This is a genomic window from Gemmatimonadota bacterium (genome assembly GCA_030747075.1).
Lineage (GTDB): Bacteria > ARS69 > ARS69 > ARS69 > ARS69 > ARS69.
Map to the genome: position 1 here is coordinate 23,355 of JASLLL010000017.1, position 13,518 is coordinate 36,872.

Annotated in this window: 12 protein-coding genes and 1 pseudogene; 3 read left to right on the forward strand and 10 right to left on the reverse strand. The window is 67.4% G+C overall.

The window, feature by feature from the left end:
- Positions 1-59: 59 nt before the first annotated feature.
- From QF819_06975 to rsgA, 6 genes and pseudogenes are all read right to left on the reverse strand, one after another.
- Positions 60-2,000 (reverse strand): T9SS type A sorting domain-containing protein, encoded by a 1,941-nt coding sequence (locus QF819_06975; protein ID MDP6802902.1) that lies wholly within the window; start codon positions 1,998-2,000, stop codon positions 60-62.
- 91 nt (positions 2,001-2,091) lie between these two features.
- The gene (locus QF819_06980) at positions 2,092-3,021 is read right to left on the reverse strand and encodes a hydroxymethylglutaryl-CoA lyase (GenBank protein MDP6802903.1); all 930 of its coding nucleotides are present in this window, start codon (positions 3,019-3,021) and stop codon (positions 2,092-2,094) included.
- Positions 3,018-5,038: pseudogene (locus tag QF819_06985) on the reverse strand (biotin carboxylase N-terminal domain-containing protein). The gene QF819_06980 and the pseudogene QF819_06985 overlap by 4 nt, the downstream one beginning before the upstream one ends.
- Positions 5,035-5,832: an enoyl-CoA hydratase-related protein gene (locus QF819_06990; protein MDP6802904.1), complete on the reverse strand. Its 798-nt coding sequence runs from the start codon at positions 5,830-5,832 to the stop codon at positions 5,035-5,037. The pseudogene QF819_06985 and the gene QF819_06990 overlap by 4 nt, the downstream one beginning before the upstream one ends.
- Positions 5,832-7,439, reverse strand: coding sequence for a carboxyl transferase domain-containing protein (locus tag QF819_06995; protein MDP6802905.1), 1,608 nt, complete (start codon positions 7,437-7,439; stop codon positions 5,832-5,834). The genes QF819_06990 and QF819_06995 overlap by 1 nt, the downstream gene beginning before the upstream one ends.
- Positions 7,440-7,503: 64 nt before the next feature.
- Entirely contained in the window at positions 7,504-8,403 is a 900-nt protein-coding gene (rsgA, locus tag QF819_07000; GenBank protein MDP6802906.1) for a ribosome small subunit-dependent GTPase A, read from the reverse strand.
- A gap of 443 nt (positions 8,404-8,846) precedes the next feature.
- On the opposite strand from rsgA, the gene QF819_07005 reads away from it, so the two are divergent.
- A complete protein-coding gene (locus tag QF819_07005) occupies positions 8,847-9,584 on the forward strand; it encodes a T9SS type A sorting domain-containing protein (protein MDP6802907.1) in 738 nt (245 codons plus the stop codon).
- Here the strand turns inward: QF819_07005 and queF are convergent, their stop codons facing one another.
- From queF to queC, 4 genes are read right to left on the reverse strand one after another with little or no spacing between them, the layout of a single operon-like run.
- On the reverse strand, positions 9,585-9,965 hold the full coding sequence (gene queF / locus QF819_07010) for a preQ(1) synthase (GenBank protein MDP6802908.1): 381 nt from the start codon (positions 9,963-9,965) through the stop codon (positions 9,585-9,587).
- Complete coding sequence (queD, locus tag QF819_07015) at positions 9,962-10,336, reverse strand: 6-carboxytetrahydropterin synthase QueD (protein MDP6802909.1); 375 nt, start codon at positions 10,334-10,336, stop codon at positions 9,962-9,964. Before queD ends, queF begins: the two co-directional genes overlap by 4 nt.
- Complete coding sequence (locus QF819_07020) at positions 10,336-10,980, reverse strand: radical SAM protein (GenBank protein ID MDP6802910.1); 645 nt, start codon at positions 10,978-10,980, stop codon at positions 10,336-10,338. Before QF819_07020 ends, queD begins: the two co-directional genes overlap by 1 nt.
- Positions 10,977-11,675 carry a 7-cyano-7-deazaguanine synthase QueC gene (queC, locus tag QF819_07025; protein MDP6802911.1) on the reverse strand — a complete coding sequence of 233 codons (699 nt, stop codon included), beginning with the start codon at positions 11,673-11,675 and terminating at the stop codon, positions 10,977-10,979. Before queC ends, QF819_07020 begins: the two co-directional genes overlap by 4 nt.
- A gap of 84 nt (positions 11,676-11,759) precedes the next feature.
- On the opposite strand from queC, the gene QF819_07030 reads away from it, so the two are divergent.
- Together QF819_07030 and QF819_07035 are read left to right on the forward strand one after the other, a co-directional pair.
- On the forward strand, positions 11,760-12,176 hold the full coding sequence (locus QF819_07030) for a secondary thiamine-phosphate synthase enzyme YjbQ (protein MDP6802912.1): 417 nt from the start codon (positions 11,760-11,762) through the stop codon (positions 12,174-12,176).
- Between the two features lie 69 nt (positions 12,177-12,245).
- The gene (locus QF819_07035) at positions 12,246-13,493 is read left to right on the forward strand and encodes a dicarboxylate/amino acid:cation symporter (GenBank protein MDP6802913.1); all 1,248 of its coding nucleotides are present in this window, start codon (positions 12,246-12,248) and stop codon (positions 13,491-13,493) included.
- The last annotated feature ends 25 nt before the right edge of the window (positions 13,494-13,518 follow it).

Genomic DNA, 13,518 nt, shown 5'->3' on the forward strand with positions numbered 1-13,518 from the left:
GCGTGAAGCGCCGTCGGTCGACATCCAGTGCCGACCGACGACGTCGTTCCGGCGAATGGTCAGCGGATGCGGACAATCCGTCGCACATCCGACCCGTCCGGAGTGGTGAGGCGGGCGAAGTAGATCCCGGGCGCCATCATCCGGTGGCGGGCATCGCGTCCGTCCCAGCGAACCGTGTGGTCGCCGCGACCCTCGGACTGCTTCACCAGCGTCCGCACGAGCCGCCCGGCAATGTCGTGAATCTGGAGCGAGACCGCACCCGGCTGCTCCAGCCCGTACTGAATGCCGGTGTCCGCACGGAAGGGGTTGGGAGCCACCCACACGAAACCCGCTCTCGTCGGACCGGTCTCCAGCTCCACGCCGGTTCCGTCGCCGGAGATGGTCACGGTGAAGTTCCAGACCACATCCGTAAGGCCCGTGGCGCCGGAAAGCCCCGGTTCGTCCCGCGTGGACAGCGTGAGCGAGGCTTCATAAAGCCCCCCGGGAGCGCCGGAGCCATCGAACTCCACGCTCCACAGCGCCGGACTTCCGCCCACGGTCTGCGGAACCGACCCCGCCACCAGCGAAAAGCGCGGGTCTCCGGTAAGCGACGCGCCATCCACTTCCAGAAGCGCTTGAAGAGATCCGTAGCCGAAGTTGTGCACGAGAGCAGCCGCTTCGAGAAACGCGCCCGGAAGCTGAACGCCGAAGTCCACGCTCTCCGAAGCCGTCTCCGACCCGGCGCTCGTACTCGGACGGGCGTGCGCCACCACGGTGCCGGAAAGCGCGACCGCCTCCGCCGGGTGATCCGGGTCGTCCGAGGTGACGGTGACGGAGCCGGCGTAATCCCCCGGAGTCGTTTCGGTCAACGCGACTGCGTGCGCATTCCCCGGAACGCCCGCCGCCGCGACAAACGACCCGCCCGGCGCGGAGAACGAGCCGCCGGAAGAGAGCGAGTAGTCCAGATCGTCCGCCGGGGGGAGGGCGGCGTTCGCCACGGCCAGATCCGCCGATGCGGACCCTCCCGTGACTGCGCGTCCCAGATTCAAAGACGACGGGACGGAGAGGACCGCCGGGATCTCCAGGTCCACATAGACCGGCAGGTGATCGGAACAATCGTGAATGGCCTGCGCGACCGCCTGCGGGACGACCCCGTTCGTCGGGGGGTCCGTCAGCGCGACATTGTAGTGCAGCCCGTCATTCCCGTGCGAGGTGTAGGTAGCCGGGAGCACATCCCAGCCCTGCCCGTCCTGGAAAGCGGGCGACACGAGAATGATGTCGAAGCGATCATCCATGCCGCCATTCGCCCCGCCGCCGAACTGCGTGGTTCGGGGCGACTGCGTGTGGATCCACGACATCCCGGCGTTGTTATGCCAGTTCCCCGGTGACGAAATGGGATCCTGCACCACACCCGCCGTCCCCCCGCCCGTGGAGAGCATGTACTGATAGGCGGATTCCGAGCTGTAGTAGATGTTGAAGTCTCCGATCACGCAATACGTCTCCCCCGCCGGGAAGGTCTCCATGCGCGTTCGCATGGCGGTCACTTCCGCAAGACGCTTCGCCTGATTCGACGAACCCTGGCTCGCCTTCAGATGCACGACATAGAGGCGGACATTCGCCGACGGGCTGGTCACGCCTGCCGGGCGGATCGTCCATTCGTCGATGTCGCGAAGTGCGGTCCCGACCACATAGTGGGAAATGAACTGCGCGCTGGAAGTTCGGTAGAAGATCCCGTTGTCGGTGTCGTAGCCGTTCACAAACGGGCCGGCCGCCCATTCACCCGGCTCCAGCGTATTCAGCACCTGCGAGAGATAACGATCCACCCCGCTCTGCGAGAGAATCTCCTGCACCACCAGCACATCCGGCTGGGCATCCGCGATGACGGTTCGGAAATCCGCTTCCCTGCCCGAGGAGTAGTTCAGGATGTTGAAGGTCATGAGCCGGAGCGCATCCGCCGAACCGGACAGCGCCACCGACAGGAGAACTGCGAGGACCGCAATGCGAGAATGCGTGCGAAACATGGGCGGTTCCTGACCGGCGGGGAGGCACGGGTTCATACCCGTGAGTGCGGTGCCGCCGGGGTGGCAGCGCACCGCAGGTATTCTACCACACTCAGGAGTCGGATGCCCGCCCCCTGCTGCCCCGGAAGGCGGCGAGGGCACGGGAGGGGAGCGGGTGAGCCAGTTCCCGCCCGATGAGGCCGGATGCGCGCGCGACACCCGAAAGGGACGCCTCCGTCCCGATTCCCGTCCCGTGGAGGAGGTGGAGGAGATCCTCCGTCGCCAGGTTGCCCGCCGCGCCCGGAGCGAAGGGGCACCCCCCCAGCCCCCCGGCAGAGGCATCGAACACCGTGATCCCTTCCGTCAGCCCCGCCCAGACATTCGCGAGCGCCGTTCCGCGCGTGTCATGCAGATGCAGCGCGAGGCGGCTTCGCTCCACACCGGCCGCGTCGTGCGCCTCCAGCACGCGGGGAATGTCCGTCGGCACCGCCACGCCGATGGTATCGCCCAGCGACACTTCTGAGCACCCCATGTCGAAGAGCGCCTTCGTCGCGCGGGCGGCCTGCCGGGGGGGGACCTCTCCATCGTAGGGGCACCCGAACACCGTGGAGACATAGCCGCGGACCTCCGCCCCCGCGTGCCGAGCCAACGCAACGACCGGCTCCAGACTCGTCAGTGCTTCACCCGCACCTGCGTTCACATTCGCACGGGAGAAGCCCTCCGTCGCCGACGCCAGCACGGCGATGTGGCGCACCCCGACTTCCAGTGCCCGACGGAGTCCGGTCTCGTTGGGGACAAGCGCCCAGTAGCGCACGCCCGGCTTCTCGTCCAGTGCGGCGAAGACCTCGTCCGCGTCCGCGAGTTGCGGCACGCGATCGGGCCGAACGAAACTGCTCACCTCGATGTCGGTCAGTCCGGATTCCGCCAGTGCTTCGACGAAGTCCAGCTTCACGCGGGTCCCAAGCGCACGGGGTTCGTTCTGCAGTCCGTCCCGCGGCCCGACCTCCACCACACGCACCCGCTCGGGAAGCGGCGCGCTCATTCCTCGCTCCCGACAGGCTCCACTTCCGCCAGAACCTGATCCGCGTCGCAGGGGTCTCCGGCGGCCACATGCAGCGCAGTGACGGTTCCCGCGAAGGGCGCCGTCACTGCGATCTCCATCTTCATCGCCTCGACCGCGAGGAGAGCCTGCCCGTTCGCCACCTCTTCCCCGACCGAGACATGCACTTCCGTCACGGTGCCCGGCATGGGCGAAACGAGTCCGCCCTCGGGAACTTCATGGCGACGCGGACGCCCGCCCCCCTTCTCCAGGACGGCGTGCCCTTCGCCGAGGATGGTCACATGGCGCGCGGAATCCGCGGCGTCCACGCGCACGCGCCACGACCCCCCGGCACCCGTCATCCGGAACGCGCCCGGGCCAAGCGGCGTGGCGCGGAACTCCCCGGAAAGCTCCCCCGACTCCACGAACGCCGCGCCGTCGGGCGTGGTCTCCACGCGCACTTCCCGGTCTTCCCCTCCCGAGCGAAAGACGAGCTTCACGAGCCACCTCCCGCGCGTCCGCGAAGACGCCAACCGACCATCGTGTCCCACGGATCGGGATGGGCGGGTGCCCCCTTCGCGCGATCGGTGCCCGCCCCCCCCGCGGCCAGGTTCATCGAATCCGCAAGAGCGGCGGCCACCAGAAGAAGATCCGCCGTACCTTCCTTCTCTTCAGCGCGACGCGGCAGGAACTCCTCTTCCACCATGGTGGTGTGGTACTCCCCGGACGCCACCGCGTCGTCCGCGAGAAGGTCACGCAGGAACGGCAGGTTCGTGCCCGGCCCGTGGATCACGGTTTCGTCGAGCGCAAGGCGCAGCCGCCACCACGCTTCCGCACGATCCGCGCCCCAGGTGATCACCTTCGCGAGCATCGGATCGTACGAAGACGACACGCAGTCTCCCGTGGCCACGCCGGAGTCCACACGCAACCACGGCCGCCGGGGGAACTCCACGCGCAGGAGTTCGCCGGCACGCGGCAGGAAGGCATCGTCGGGATCTTCCGCGTAGAGACGCGCTTCCACGGCGGCGCCGTGCCGCGTGACCTCCTCCTGCGCGAAGCCGAGTTCTCCGGTAACGGCCATCCGAAGCTGCTCCCGCACGAGATCCCGTCCCGTCACGAGTTCGGTAACCGGATGCTCCACCTGAATGCGCGCGTTCACTTCCAGAAAGTAGAATCCGCCATTCGGATCGAGCAGGAACTCGCAGGTTCCGGCCGATCGGTATGCGGCCTCCCGCGCGACGGCCACTGCGGCATCGGTGAGCGCGGTGCGGAGCCGATCCCCAAGCGCGGGCGACGGGGACTCCTCCACGATCTTCTGATGACGCCGCTGGAGCGTGCACTCGCGCTCGAACAGGTGGACGACCCCGCCGCGCCCGTCTCCGAGAACCTGCACCTCTACATGGCGTGGCCGGGCGATCCACTTCTCCAGATAGAGCGACGCATCGCCGAACGCGGACGACGCCACCCGGGCCGCGCCTTCCATGGCGCTCGCCAGTTCGCCCGCGGACTCGACGCGCGCCATTCCCTTGCCGCCGCCGCCGAGCGCCGCCTTCACAAGCACGGGCCAGCCCATGTCCTCCGCCGCTGCGGTCGCACCGGCGATGTCGGACGCATCTCCCTCCCAGCCGGGCACGACCGGGACCCCCGCCGAGACTGCCGCGGCACGAGCACGACGCTTGTCGCCCAGAAGCGCGATCGTCTCCGGCGCCGGGCCGATGAACACAAGCCCCGCGTCCTCCACCGCCGCGGCAAAGTCCGCGTTTTCCGCAAGGAACCCGTAACCCGGATGCACGGCGTCGGCTTCCACCTCGCGTGCGGCCTGGAGGATTCGCTCCGCGTTGAGATACGACTCCGCAGGCGATTCCGGCCCGATCTCGACGGCCCGATCCGCCGCGCGAACATGAGCCGCCTCCCGGTCGGCTTCGCTGTAGACAGCGACCGAGTCCATTCCTTCCTCGCGAAGCGCGGCCATCACCCGGCACGCGATCTCGCCTCGATTGGCCACCAGTACGCGCTTCATGAGGCGTCCTCCTCCCGCTCCGGAGCCCACGACGGGCGGCGGCGCTCCGAGAATGCCGCCAGCCCCTCCTGCCCGTCTGCCGAGGCCCGCGCCCGGGCGATCATGGCCGGGGTCCTGGCCGCGGCCTCCGTCGGCGTCGCGCCGGAGAGCGCACGCAGCAGTTCCTTGATGCGCCGCTGCGCGTCCGGGCTTCCCGCGAGAAGAAGGGCCAGCAGCCGTTCCACCGCGGTGTCCAGTTCGTCGCTCGCCACGACCTCACCCACCAGTCCGATGTCCGCCGCCGCCTCTGCTCCGAACCGCTCTCCCGTCAGGAAGAGCCGACGCGCGTTGGCTTCGCCGATTCTGCGCACGACATAGGGGCTGATCACGCCGGGGAGGATTCCCAGCCGGACCTCGGAAAAGGCGAAGCGCGCGCCGCGTTCCGCAATCGCCATGTCCGCCGCCGCCACGAGACCGACGCCGCCGCCGAAGACATTTCCGTGAACACGCGTGATGACGGGGCGCGGGAACGCATGGATCGACTCGAAGAGACTCTGGAGCGTCTGCGCATCGGCCAGATTCTCCTCGCGGGAGGCGGCCCCCGTTGCCTTCATCTCCGCGATATCCGCACCCGCACACAGGTCCTGACCTTCGCCGCGAAGCACGACCGCGCGCACGGATTCATCCGCGGCGGCCTCCGTCAACACGGATGTCAGTTCCCGAATGAGCGCTGCCGAGAGCGCGTTTCGCGCGTCGGGCCGATTCAAAGAGAGCCGAAGAACGCCTCCCTCCCGACCACTGCGGACGAGTCCCATCACATACGGAACACGCCGTAGGGCGTGTCGGGCACGGGGGCATTGAGCGACGCGGACAACGCCAGCGCCAGTACATCGCGCGTGTTGCGCGGATCGATGATTCCGTCGTCCCACAAACGCGCAGTCGAATAGTACGGGCTGCCTTCCGCTTCGTACTTTTCGAGAATCGGGCGCATGAACTCCTTCTGCTCTTCGGGCGACATCTCCACGCCCTTCGCCGCAAGCTGCGCCACCTTGACCGCGCGCAGCACTTCCGCGGCTTGCTCGCCGCCCATCACGCTGATGCGCGCATTCGGCCACATGAAGAGGAAACGCGGTGAGTACGCGCGTCCGCACATGCCGTAGTTCCCCGCACCGAAGCTGCCGCCGACCATCACCGTGATGCGTGGCACGCGAGCGTTCGCGACGGCGTGGACCATCTTCGCGCCATCCTTCGCGATGCCGCCGTGTTCGGCGTCCTTCCCGACCATGTAGCCGGTGATGTTCTGGAAGAAGAGCAGCGGGGTCCGGCGAAGCGTGGCGAGTTGAACGAGATGCGCCGCCTTCTGGGAACTCTCCGAGAAGAGCACGCCGTTGTTCGCAAGCACGGCCACCGGAAACCCGTGGATGTGTCCGAACCCGGCGATGAGCGTGCGGCCATAGCGCGGTTTGAACTCGTGAAGCCGCGACCCGTCCAGGATGCGCGCAAGGACTTCTCGGAAGTCATACGGCGTCCGCACATCCTTCGGGAGGATGCCGGGAATCTCCTCGGGACTGTAGAGCGGATCTTCGGGCGCGGCGCGAACCACCGTGTCCGGCTTGCGATGGTTCAGATGCCCGACGATGGTCCGCGCGATCTCCAGCGCCTCGCCGTCGTCCGCTGCCAGGTGATCCGCCACGCCGGAGATGCGCGTGTGGACATCTCCGCCACCGAGTTCCTCCGCGGTGACCTCTTCTCCCGTGGCCGCCTTCACGAGCGGCGGCCCGCCGAGGAAGATCGTCCCCTGCTCCTTGACGATGACGGCTTCGTCACTCATCGCCGGAACATAGGCGCCGCCTGCCGTGCACGACCCCATGACGACCGCGACCTGCGGGATCCCTTCCGCCGACATTCTGGCCTGATTGTAGAATATGCGGCCGAAGTGCTCCCGGTCGGGGAACACATCCGCCTGCAGGGGAAGAAACGCTCCACCGGAATCCACGAGATAGATGCACGGGAGGTGGTTCTGCCGGGCGATCTCCTGCGCGCGAAGGTGCTTCTTCACCGTCATGGGAAGGTAGGTGCCGCCCTTCACCGTGGCGTCGTTGGCGACGACCATGACTTCGCGACCCGCGACGCGCCCGATCCCCGTGACGATCCCGGCCGCAGGCGCCGCCCCCCCGTAGAGGCCGTCCGCCGCGAGCGGCGACAGCTCCAGAAACGGGCTCCCGTCATCCAAAAGAAGCCGCACGCGCTCCCGCACGAAGATCTTGCCGCGCTTCTCGTGACGGGCGCGAAGTTCCGCACCCCCTCCTTCGCGCACCGCATCCATGCGGTCGGCGAGTTCAGCGGAAACCCCACGATGATGTTCCTCGTTCTCCGCAAACGCGGGAGAGGAAGGATCGACATGGCTTTCGAGAACTTCCACGGCCTCTCTCCTTCGCACCCGTTTCCGTGTACCAGACCCCCCCCGTCAGGACAAGGAGGATCGGTCACCCTCCGGGACGACTCCCGGAGCGAACCTCTTCCATGAGCGTCCGGAAGCTCTCCAGGCGCTCCCGTGACACGCGCCCTGCCCGGACCTCACCTTCCACCTCGCATCCCTTGTCGCCGTCATGGCGGCAGTTGGAAAACGCGCACGACTCTCCGGCTTCCGCGATCTCGGGGAAGAACCGAGCGACATCCTCCTCCCCCCCCACCGCCAGAAGAAAGCTGCGGACTCCCGGCGTGTCGATGACGGATCCGCCGAACGGGAAATCGTACAGCATCGAACTGGTGGTGGTGTGCCGTCCCTTTCCGGTCTGCGCGTGAACATCTCCGACGGGAATGTTCTCTTCCGGGAGCAGGCGATTGAGAAGCGACGACTTCCCGACACCCGACTGCCCGGAGAAGACCGAGGTCTTCCCCGCCAGGATCTCCGCAAGTTCCGGAAGGCCCTCCCCTGTTTCGGCGGAAACTGCCGCGCAGGGAATCCCGAGCCCCCGGTAGACGGCGAGAAACCGATCCACTTCCGGGGGAGAGGACAGATCCATCTTGTTGAGCACAAGCACCGGCGAAAGCCCCCCCCGGCCCGCCGCGACCAGATAGCGGTCCACGAGTCGGGGCTTGAACGGCGGCTGGTCCGCGGAGGCGACCACCACCGCCAGATCCACATTGGCGCAAAAGACCTGCTCTTCGCGGCCTCGCCGAATGCGGGAGAGCTGTGTCTCGCGCGGAAGCACTTCCGTCAGGACATGGGGCGGTGCGCCGTCGGCGAGAAACCGCACGCGGTCCCCCACGGCCACCGGGGACGCATCGGGATGCGGCACACGAGTGGAGCGGCGAAGCGCACACGAGATGGCGCGCTCCTCCCCCTCCGGCACGACGCTCACCTCCCGGCGACGAAGCGACACGACGCGCCCAAAGCGGACATCGCCCTCCTGCTCGGTTCGGGATGCCTCCTCCGGAACGGCCCCTTCATTGTCGCGGCCGCGGAGGATCTTCTCCCGGGATGGCCCATGGTCCAGTCTGGGGTCCCCTCTGCGAATACGACCCCGACTTCCGCCGCGGGAGCGCGGAGTTCCTCTTCGTGTGCGTTTGCGTCTGGGTCCGCTCTTCAAGGCGCGCTCCGGCAGCCCCCGGTCATCGGAAGGCGTCTCATCGTAGCAGCGGATGCATGGAATCTCCACCTCTGCGCTTTCGGCCCGTTCCTTGCGGAAGAGGCTCCTCCAGAACGCAGCCGGCGAATCCGGCGGGGTTTTGCAGCATCGGGTGGCCGATTTCGACAGTCGCGGCCGACCGATTGATCACAAACTGAACAGGCGGTTCGAATGATGAACCGCAGGAGGTTGACAAGGTGGCACTTCGATTCCGCTCTCTCGGCTTTCTCCCGGCTTTCGCGGGAGCGATCCTGCTGATTGCCGGTCTCTCCGACACCCACGCAGCCGGACTTGAATACACGGATCTTTCGATGGACGGCGACCGTCGCACCGACCTTCCCTGGGACGACGACTTTCCCCCGGTCCTTCCTGAAACGCCGGGCGCGCCCGATGCGGTCCTTGAGAACCGGGAAATCCCGTGGGACGGCGACCGTCCGGCGGATGACTTCGACGCCCAACTCCACCGGGAAGAGGAGCCCTGGGACGGAGACCGCGACAGCCGCGGCGCGTACCTCGGCCCGGAAGAGGCGGTGTGGGACGGAGAGCGTCCGTTCGCCCCGCCCCCGGCTCCCGCCGCATCGAACCCGCCCGAAGAAATGGCGTGGAACGGAGACCACCCCGGAGCGCAGAGCGGAAACCAGGCCTCGCAGTTCGCCGGACCCGCGGCCGGAGAGCCGGAGGCCCCGTGCGTCGTCTTCCCGAACCCGTCATTCGCGAACATGACCTTCCAGATGGGATCCGGAGCAGTGTCCGTTTCCGTGTTTGATGTGACGGGCCGCGAGATCGCGTCGGTCGACGGGGAACACGGCCGCGTCGGCTGGGACGGAAACAGCGCGTCAGGGAGTTCGGTTGCGCCGGGCGTGTACTTCGCGCGGGTTCTTGCCGAATCGGACGGCGCCCGAACCGTCGAGACGGTGCGGATTGTGCGACGGTAGTCAGTCGTCAGAGGCGGGGGGCGCCCCACCCCCACTGCCGAGCGATGGATACTCCGCCGTCACGACCGTCGTGATGCCCCCGCGAACGCTGAACTCCCCCCGGACGCGCATCCGGCGGGGCGAGCAGCTCTCCAGGAGATGATCGAGAATCTCGTTGGTGACCGCTTCGTGGAAAACGCCGCGGTCCCTGAACGAGTGCATGTAGAGCTTCAGCGACTTCAGCTCCAGGCACAGCCGGTCGGGAATGTAACTGATCTCGATCACCGCGAAGTCGGGCTGCCCGGTAATCGGGCAGAGCGCGGTCCACTCCGGCGCACGGATGTCGATCCGGTAGTCCCGCTCCGGGCTCGGGTTGGGAAAGGTCTCCACGCGTTCGCTCATCGTTCCCCTCCGTCCGGGCCGTCGTACACGCACCGCGAAGTACAGGTCTCATGGACAACGACCCGCGCAAGTCCCGGAAGACGCGGCGCGAGTTCCTTCCAGATCCATCCGGCGATCGCCTCTGAAGTCGGGTTCTCCAGACCTTCCACATCGTTCAGATATCGATGGTCCAGCGCATCGTGAACCGGGCGGAAGGCCTTGCTCAGGTCCGAGTAGTCGGCGACCCAGCCGGTCTGAGCGCCCAGCGGCCCCGCGACGCGCACATCCACCCGAAACGAATGCCCGTGCAACCTGCGGCACTTGTGCCCCTCGGGCACATTCGGCAACAAGTGCGCCGCCTCAAACCGAAAGGACTTCTCGATCGCGAACATCAGACCTCCCGGAGAACTCCCGGCCAGAGAATGCGGTGCAGTTGAAGCTGCAGCGTGGCCTCAATGCCGGACGCCAGAAGCCACTCCGCCAGAAGCGACGGAGCCAGACGACCCGACACGGCCGAGAAGAGAATAGTGCAGCGACCCTCCAGACGAAAGTCCCGGATTCGGCCCAGCGACCAGTCGAAGTCCGCCCGGTCCGCGATGACGAACTTGACTTCGTCCGTCTTCCGGGGCGGGTCGAAGTTCGCGCGGAAGACCTTCCCCGATTCCCCGGACGATGGTGTCTTCACATCCACAACACGCAGGACTCGTTCGTCCACTCCGCGAATGTCACGGTGCCCGCCCGTTTCGATCATCACTTCCCGGCCTGCGTCCAGCAGCTGCCGAAGGAGGTCGTGGACAGCCTCCTGCAGGAGCGGCTCTCCGCCCGTCACGAGCACAAGCCCCTCGCCAAGCCCGAGCGCCTCCGCGACGATGTCCTCCACCGCGCGTCGCGTCCCCCCGTGAAAGGCGTGCTCCGTATCGCACCATGCGCAGCGAAGGTCGCAGCCGGTCAGGCGAACGAAGACACACGGCCGCCCGGCGCGGGTGGACTCTCCCTGGATCGACCGGTAGATCTCGTGAACGAGGAGCGTGCTCACGGTGTCCGCTCCTTCCGGGAGGGCAGGGCCGGATCCGGCACACCCGCCTCCGCGAACCCACGGACGCGAAGGACACACGCATCGCATTCCCCGCACGGCGTACCCGAGCGGGAGGGGTCGTAGCAGCTCGTGGTTCGTGCGAGGTCCACGCCCAGTTCCACGGCCCGCCGCACGATCTGCGCCTTCGTCATGCGAAGGAGCGGCGCGTGGACGCGAATGCGGTCGTCCGGGCCCGCCGACACGCCAAACCGCGTCGCGAGGTTCGCGGTGCGCTCGAACGCTTCGAGAAAGTCCGCCCGGCAGTCCGGATACCCGGAATAGTCCAGCGCGTTCACGCCGATGAAGAGGTTCCGCGCATTCAGCGTCTCCGCCCATGCCAGCGCCAGCGAAAGGAAGACCGTGTTCCGCGCGGGGACATAGGTCACGGGGATCTCCCCGTCGCTCCCGGGGCCGCCCTTCGGGACCGGGATGTCCGCCGTCAGCGCCGACCCCCCGAAACCGGCCAGATCCACGCACACGACGCGATGCACCACCCCCGAGGCACGCGCAATCTCCTCCGCGCGCTCCAGCTCCAGCCGGTGGCGCTGCCCGTAGTCAAAGGAGAGCGCATACGCCTCGAAGCCCGCGTCCAGCGCGTGCGCGAGCACCGTGGCGGAATCCAGCCCTCCACTCAGGAGGACGACGGCTCGTCTCATGACGATCCCCCTTTCCAGAACCGGCATTCTACCCGAGATTGGGTTCGTTCCGGAGGCTTTCCACGCCGTGCGAGGAGGAGACTCGTGGTTTATCAGAGGGAGATCCGGGTGGACGCGGGAGGCCCGGGGCTTTTCGACATCAGCGACCGCGTCACCGCCGTCATCGCCGGGAGCGGCATCCGCACCGGGAGCTGCCATGTGTTCGTCCGGCATACATCCGCCAGCCTTCTGATTCAGGAGAACGCGGACCCGTCCGCCCGGAAGGACCTGGAGGAGAGCTTCCGGCGGTGGGCGCCGGAGAACGCCCCGCACTACACGCACACTTCCGAAGGGCCGGACGACATGCCGTCGCACCTGCGCGCGGCGCTCACTTCCACCTCGGAGACGATTCCCGTAACGGAGGGGCGTGCCGGGCTGGGCACCTGGCAGGGACTCTACCTCTTCGAGCACCGGCGCCACCCGCGCCCGCGTCACATCCTTGTGACCATCAGCGGGGAATGACGGAAGCACCCCCCCACGCCGCCATTTCCCCGTGGCGCATTGCGCGCGCGCCGGGGTAGGGTCGCCGCCATGGAACTCCGTCCCGCACCGCGCTGGTACCTCCGGCTTCATTGGCAGATCTTCCTCGCGATGGCCGCCGGGATCGCGGCGGGCGTGATCGGCGGGGAGCCTTTTGCGAATCGTGTGGAATGGCTCGGCCAGCTCTTCGTGCGGCTCCTGCGCATGGTCATCGTGCCGCTGGTCGTGACCTCGATTGTCTCCGGCGTGGCATCGGTGGGCGGCGCGGGGCTTCGCCGACTCTTCACGAAGACGATGGGCTACTACCTTCTCTCCAGCGCGCTCGCCATTCTCATCGGGCTTTCGCTGACGAACCTCATCCGTCCGGGTGACGGCGCGGATATCGGGGGCGCGGCCGCACGCGAACTCCCCCAGCTCTCGCCGCCGGGATCGGTCATGGACATCCTGCTCAGCATGGTCCCCGACAACCTCCTCCAATCCGCCGCGAAACCCGACATGCTCCCGCTGATCGTCTTTTGCATTCTCTTCGGCGTCGCCGTCGCCGGGCTTCCCGAGCGGCCACGCACCACGCTCACCGCGTTCTTCGACGCCGCCTTCCGCGCGATGATGCGCCTCACCGGGGGCGTCATCCGGCTCGCACCGATCGGCGTCTTCGGACTCATTGCCCGTGTGGCGGGGACTTCGGGGATCGCCACCTTCAAGGCGCTGGCGCTCTACATGGCGACGATCGCGGCGGGACTCACGCTGCATCTGTTCGTGGTGCTTCCGCTGTTGCTCCTGCTGCTCGGGCGAATCCGCCCCGCTGTCCACTTCCGCAACATGCTCGAACCGCTGGCGATGGCCTTCTCCACCTCTTCGTCGGGCGCCACGCTCCCCGTCACGATCCGCGCCGTGGAGAACCGCGTCGGCGTATCGAACCGCGTGTCGAGCTTCGTACTGCCGATGGGCGCGACCGTCAACATGGACGGCACGGCCCTCTACGAGTGCGCCGGTGTGCTCTTCATCGCGCAGGTTCTCGGCGCGGACCTCGGCTTCATGCAGCAGCTGCTCGTGGTCATCACGGCGCTTCTGGCGTCTATCGGCGCTGCTGCGGTGCCGTCGGCGGGGCTCGTCATTATCTTCCTCGTGCTGGAAGCCGTGAACCTGCGCGGGCCACAGGTGGATCTGATTGTCGGAACGATGCTCGCGATCGACCGCCCGCTGGATATGTACCGCACGGCGGTCAATGTCTTCAGCGACTCGTGCGGCGCGGCCATCATCGCCCGATCGGAGGGGGAAGACGGTGTCGACGCCTCCTGATTCCCGCACCGGGCGGGTTCGCTGA

Bases quoted from the DNA above. Each gene is read 5' to 3' on its own strand.
- QF819_06980 (MDP6802903.1), bottom strand. From the start codon at position 3,021: ATGAGCGCGCCGCTTCCCGAGCGGGTGCGTGTGGTGGAGGTCGGGCCG.
- QF819_06990 (MDP6802904.1), bottom strand. From the start codon at position 5,832: ATGGGACTCGTCCGCAGTGGTCGGGAGGGAGGCGTTCTTCGGCTCTCT.
- QF819_06975 (MDP6802902.1), bottom strand. From the start codon at position 2,000: ATGTTTCGCACGCATTCTCGCATTGCGGTCCTCGCAGTTCTCCTGTCG.
- queF (MDP6802908.1), bottom strand. From the start codon at position 9,965: ATGAGCGAACGCGTGGAGACCTTTCCCAACCCGAGCCCGGAGCGGGAC.
- QF819_07035 (MDP6802913.1), top strand. From the start codon at position 12,246: ATGGAACTCCGTCCCGCACCGCGCTGGTACCTCCGGCTTCATTGGCAG.
- queD (MDP6802909.1), bottom strand. From the start codon at position 10,336: ATGTTCGCGATCGAGAAGTCCTTTCGGTTTGAGGCGGCGCACTTGTTG.
- queC (MDP6802911.1), bottom strand. From the start codon at position 11,675: ATGAGACGAGCCGTCGTCCTCCTGAGTGGAGGGCTGGATTCCGCCACG.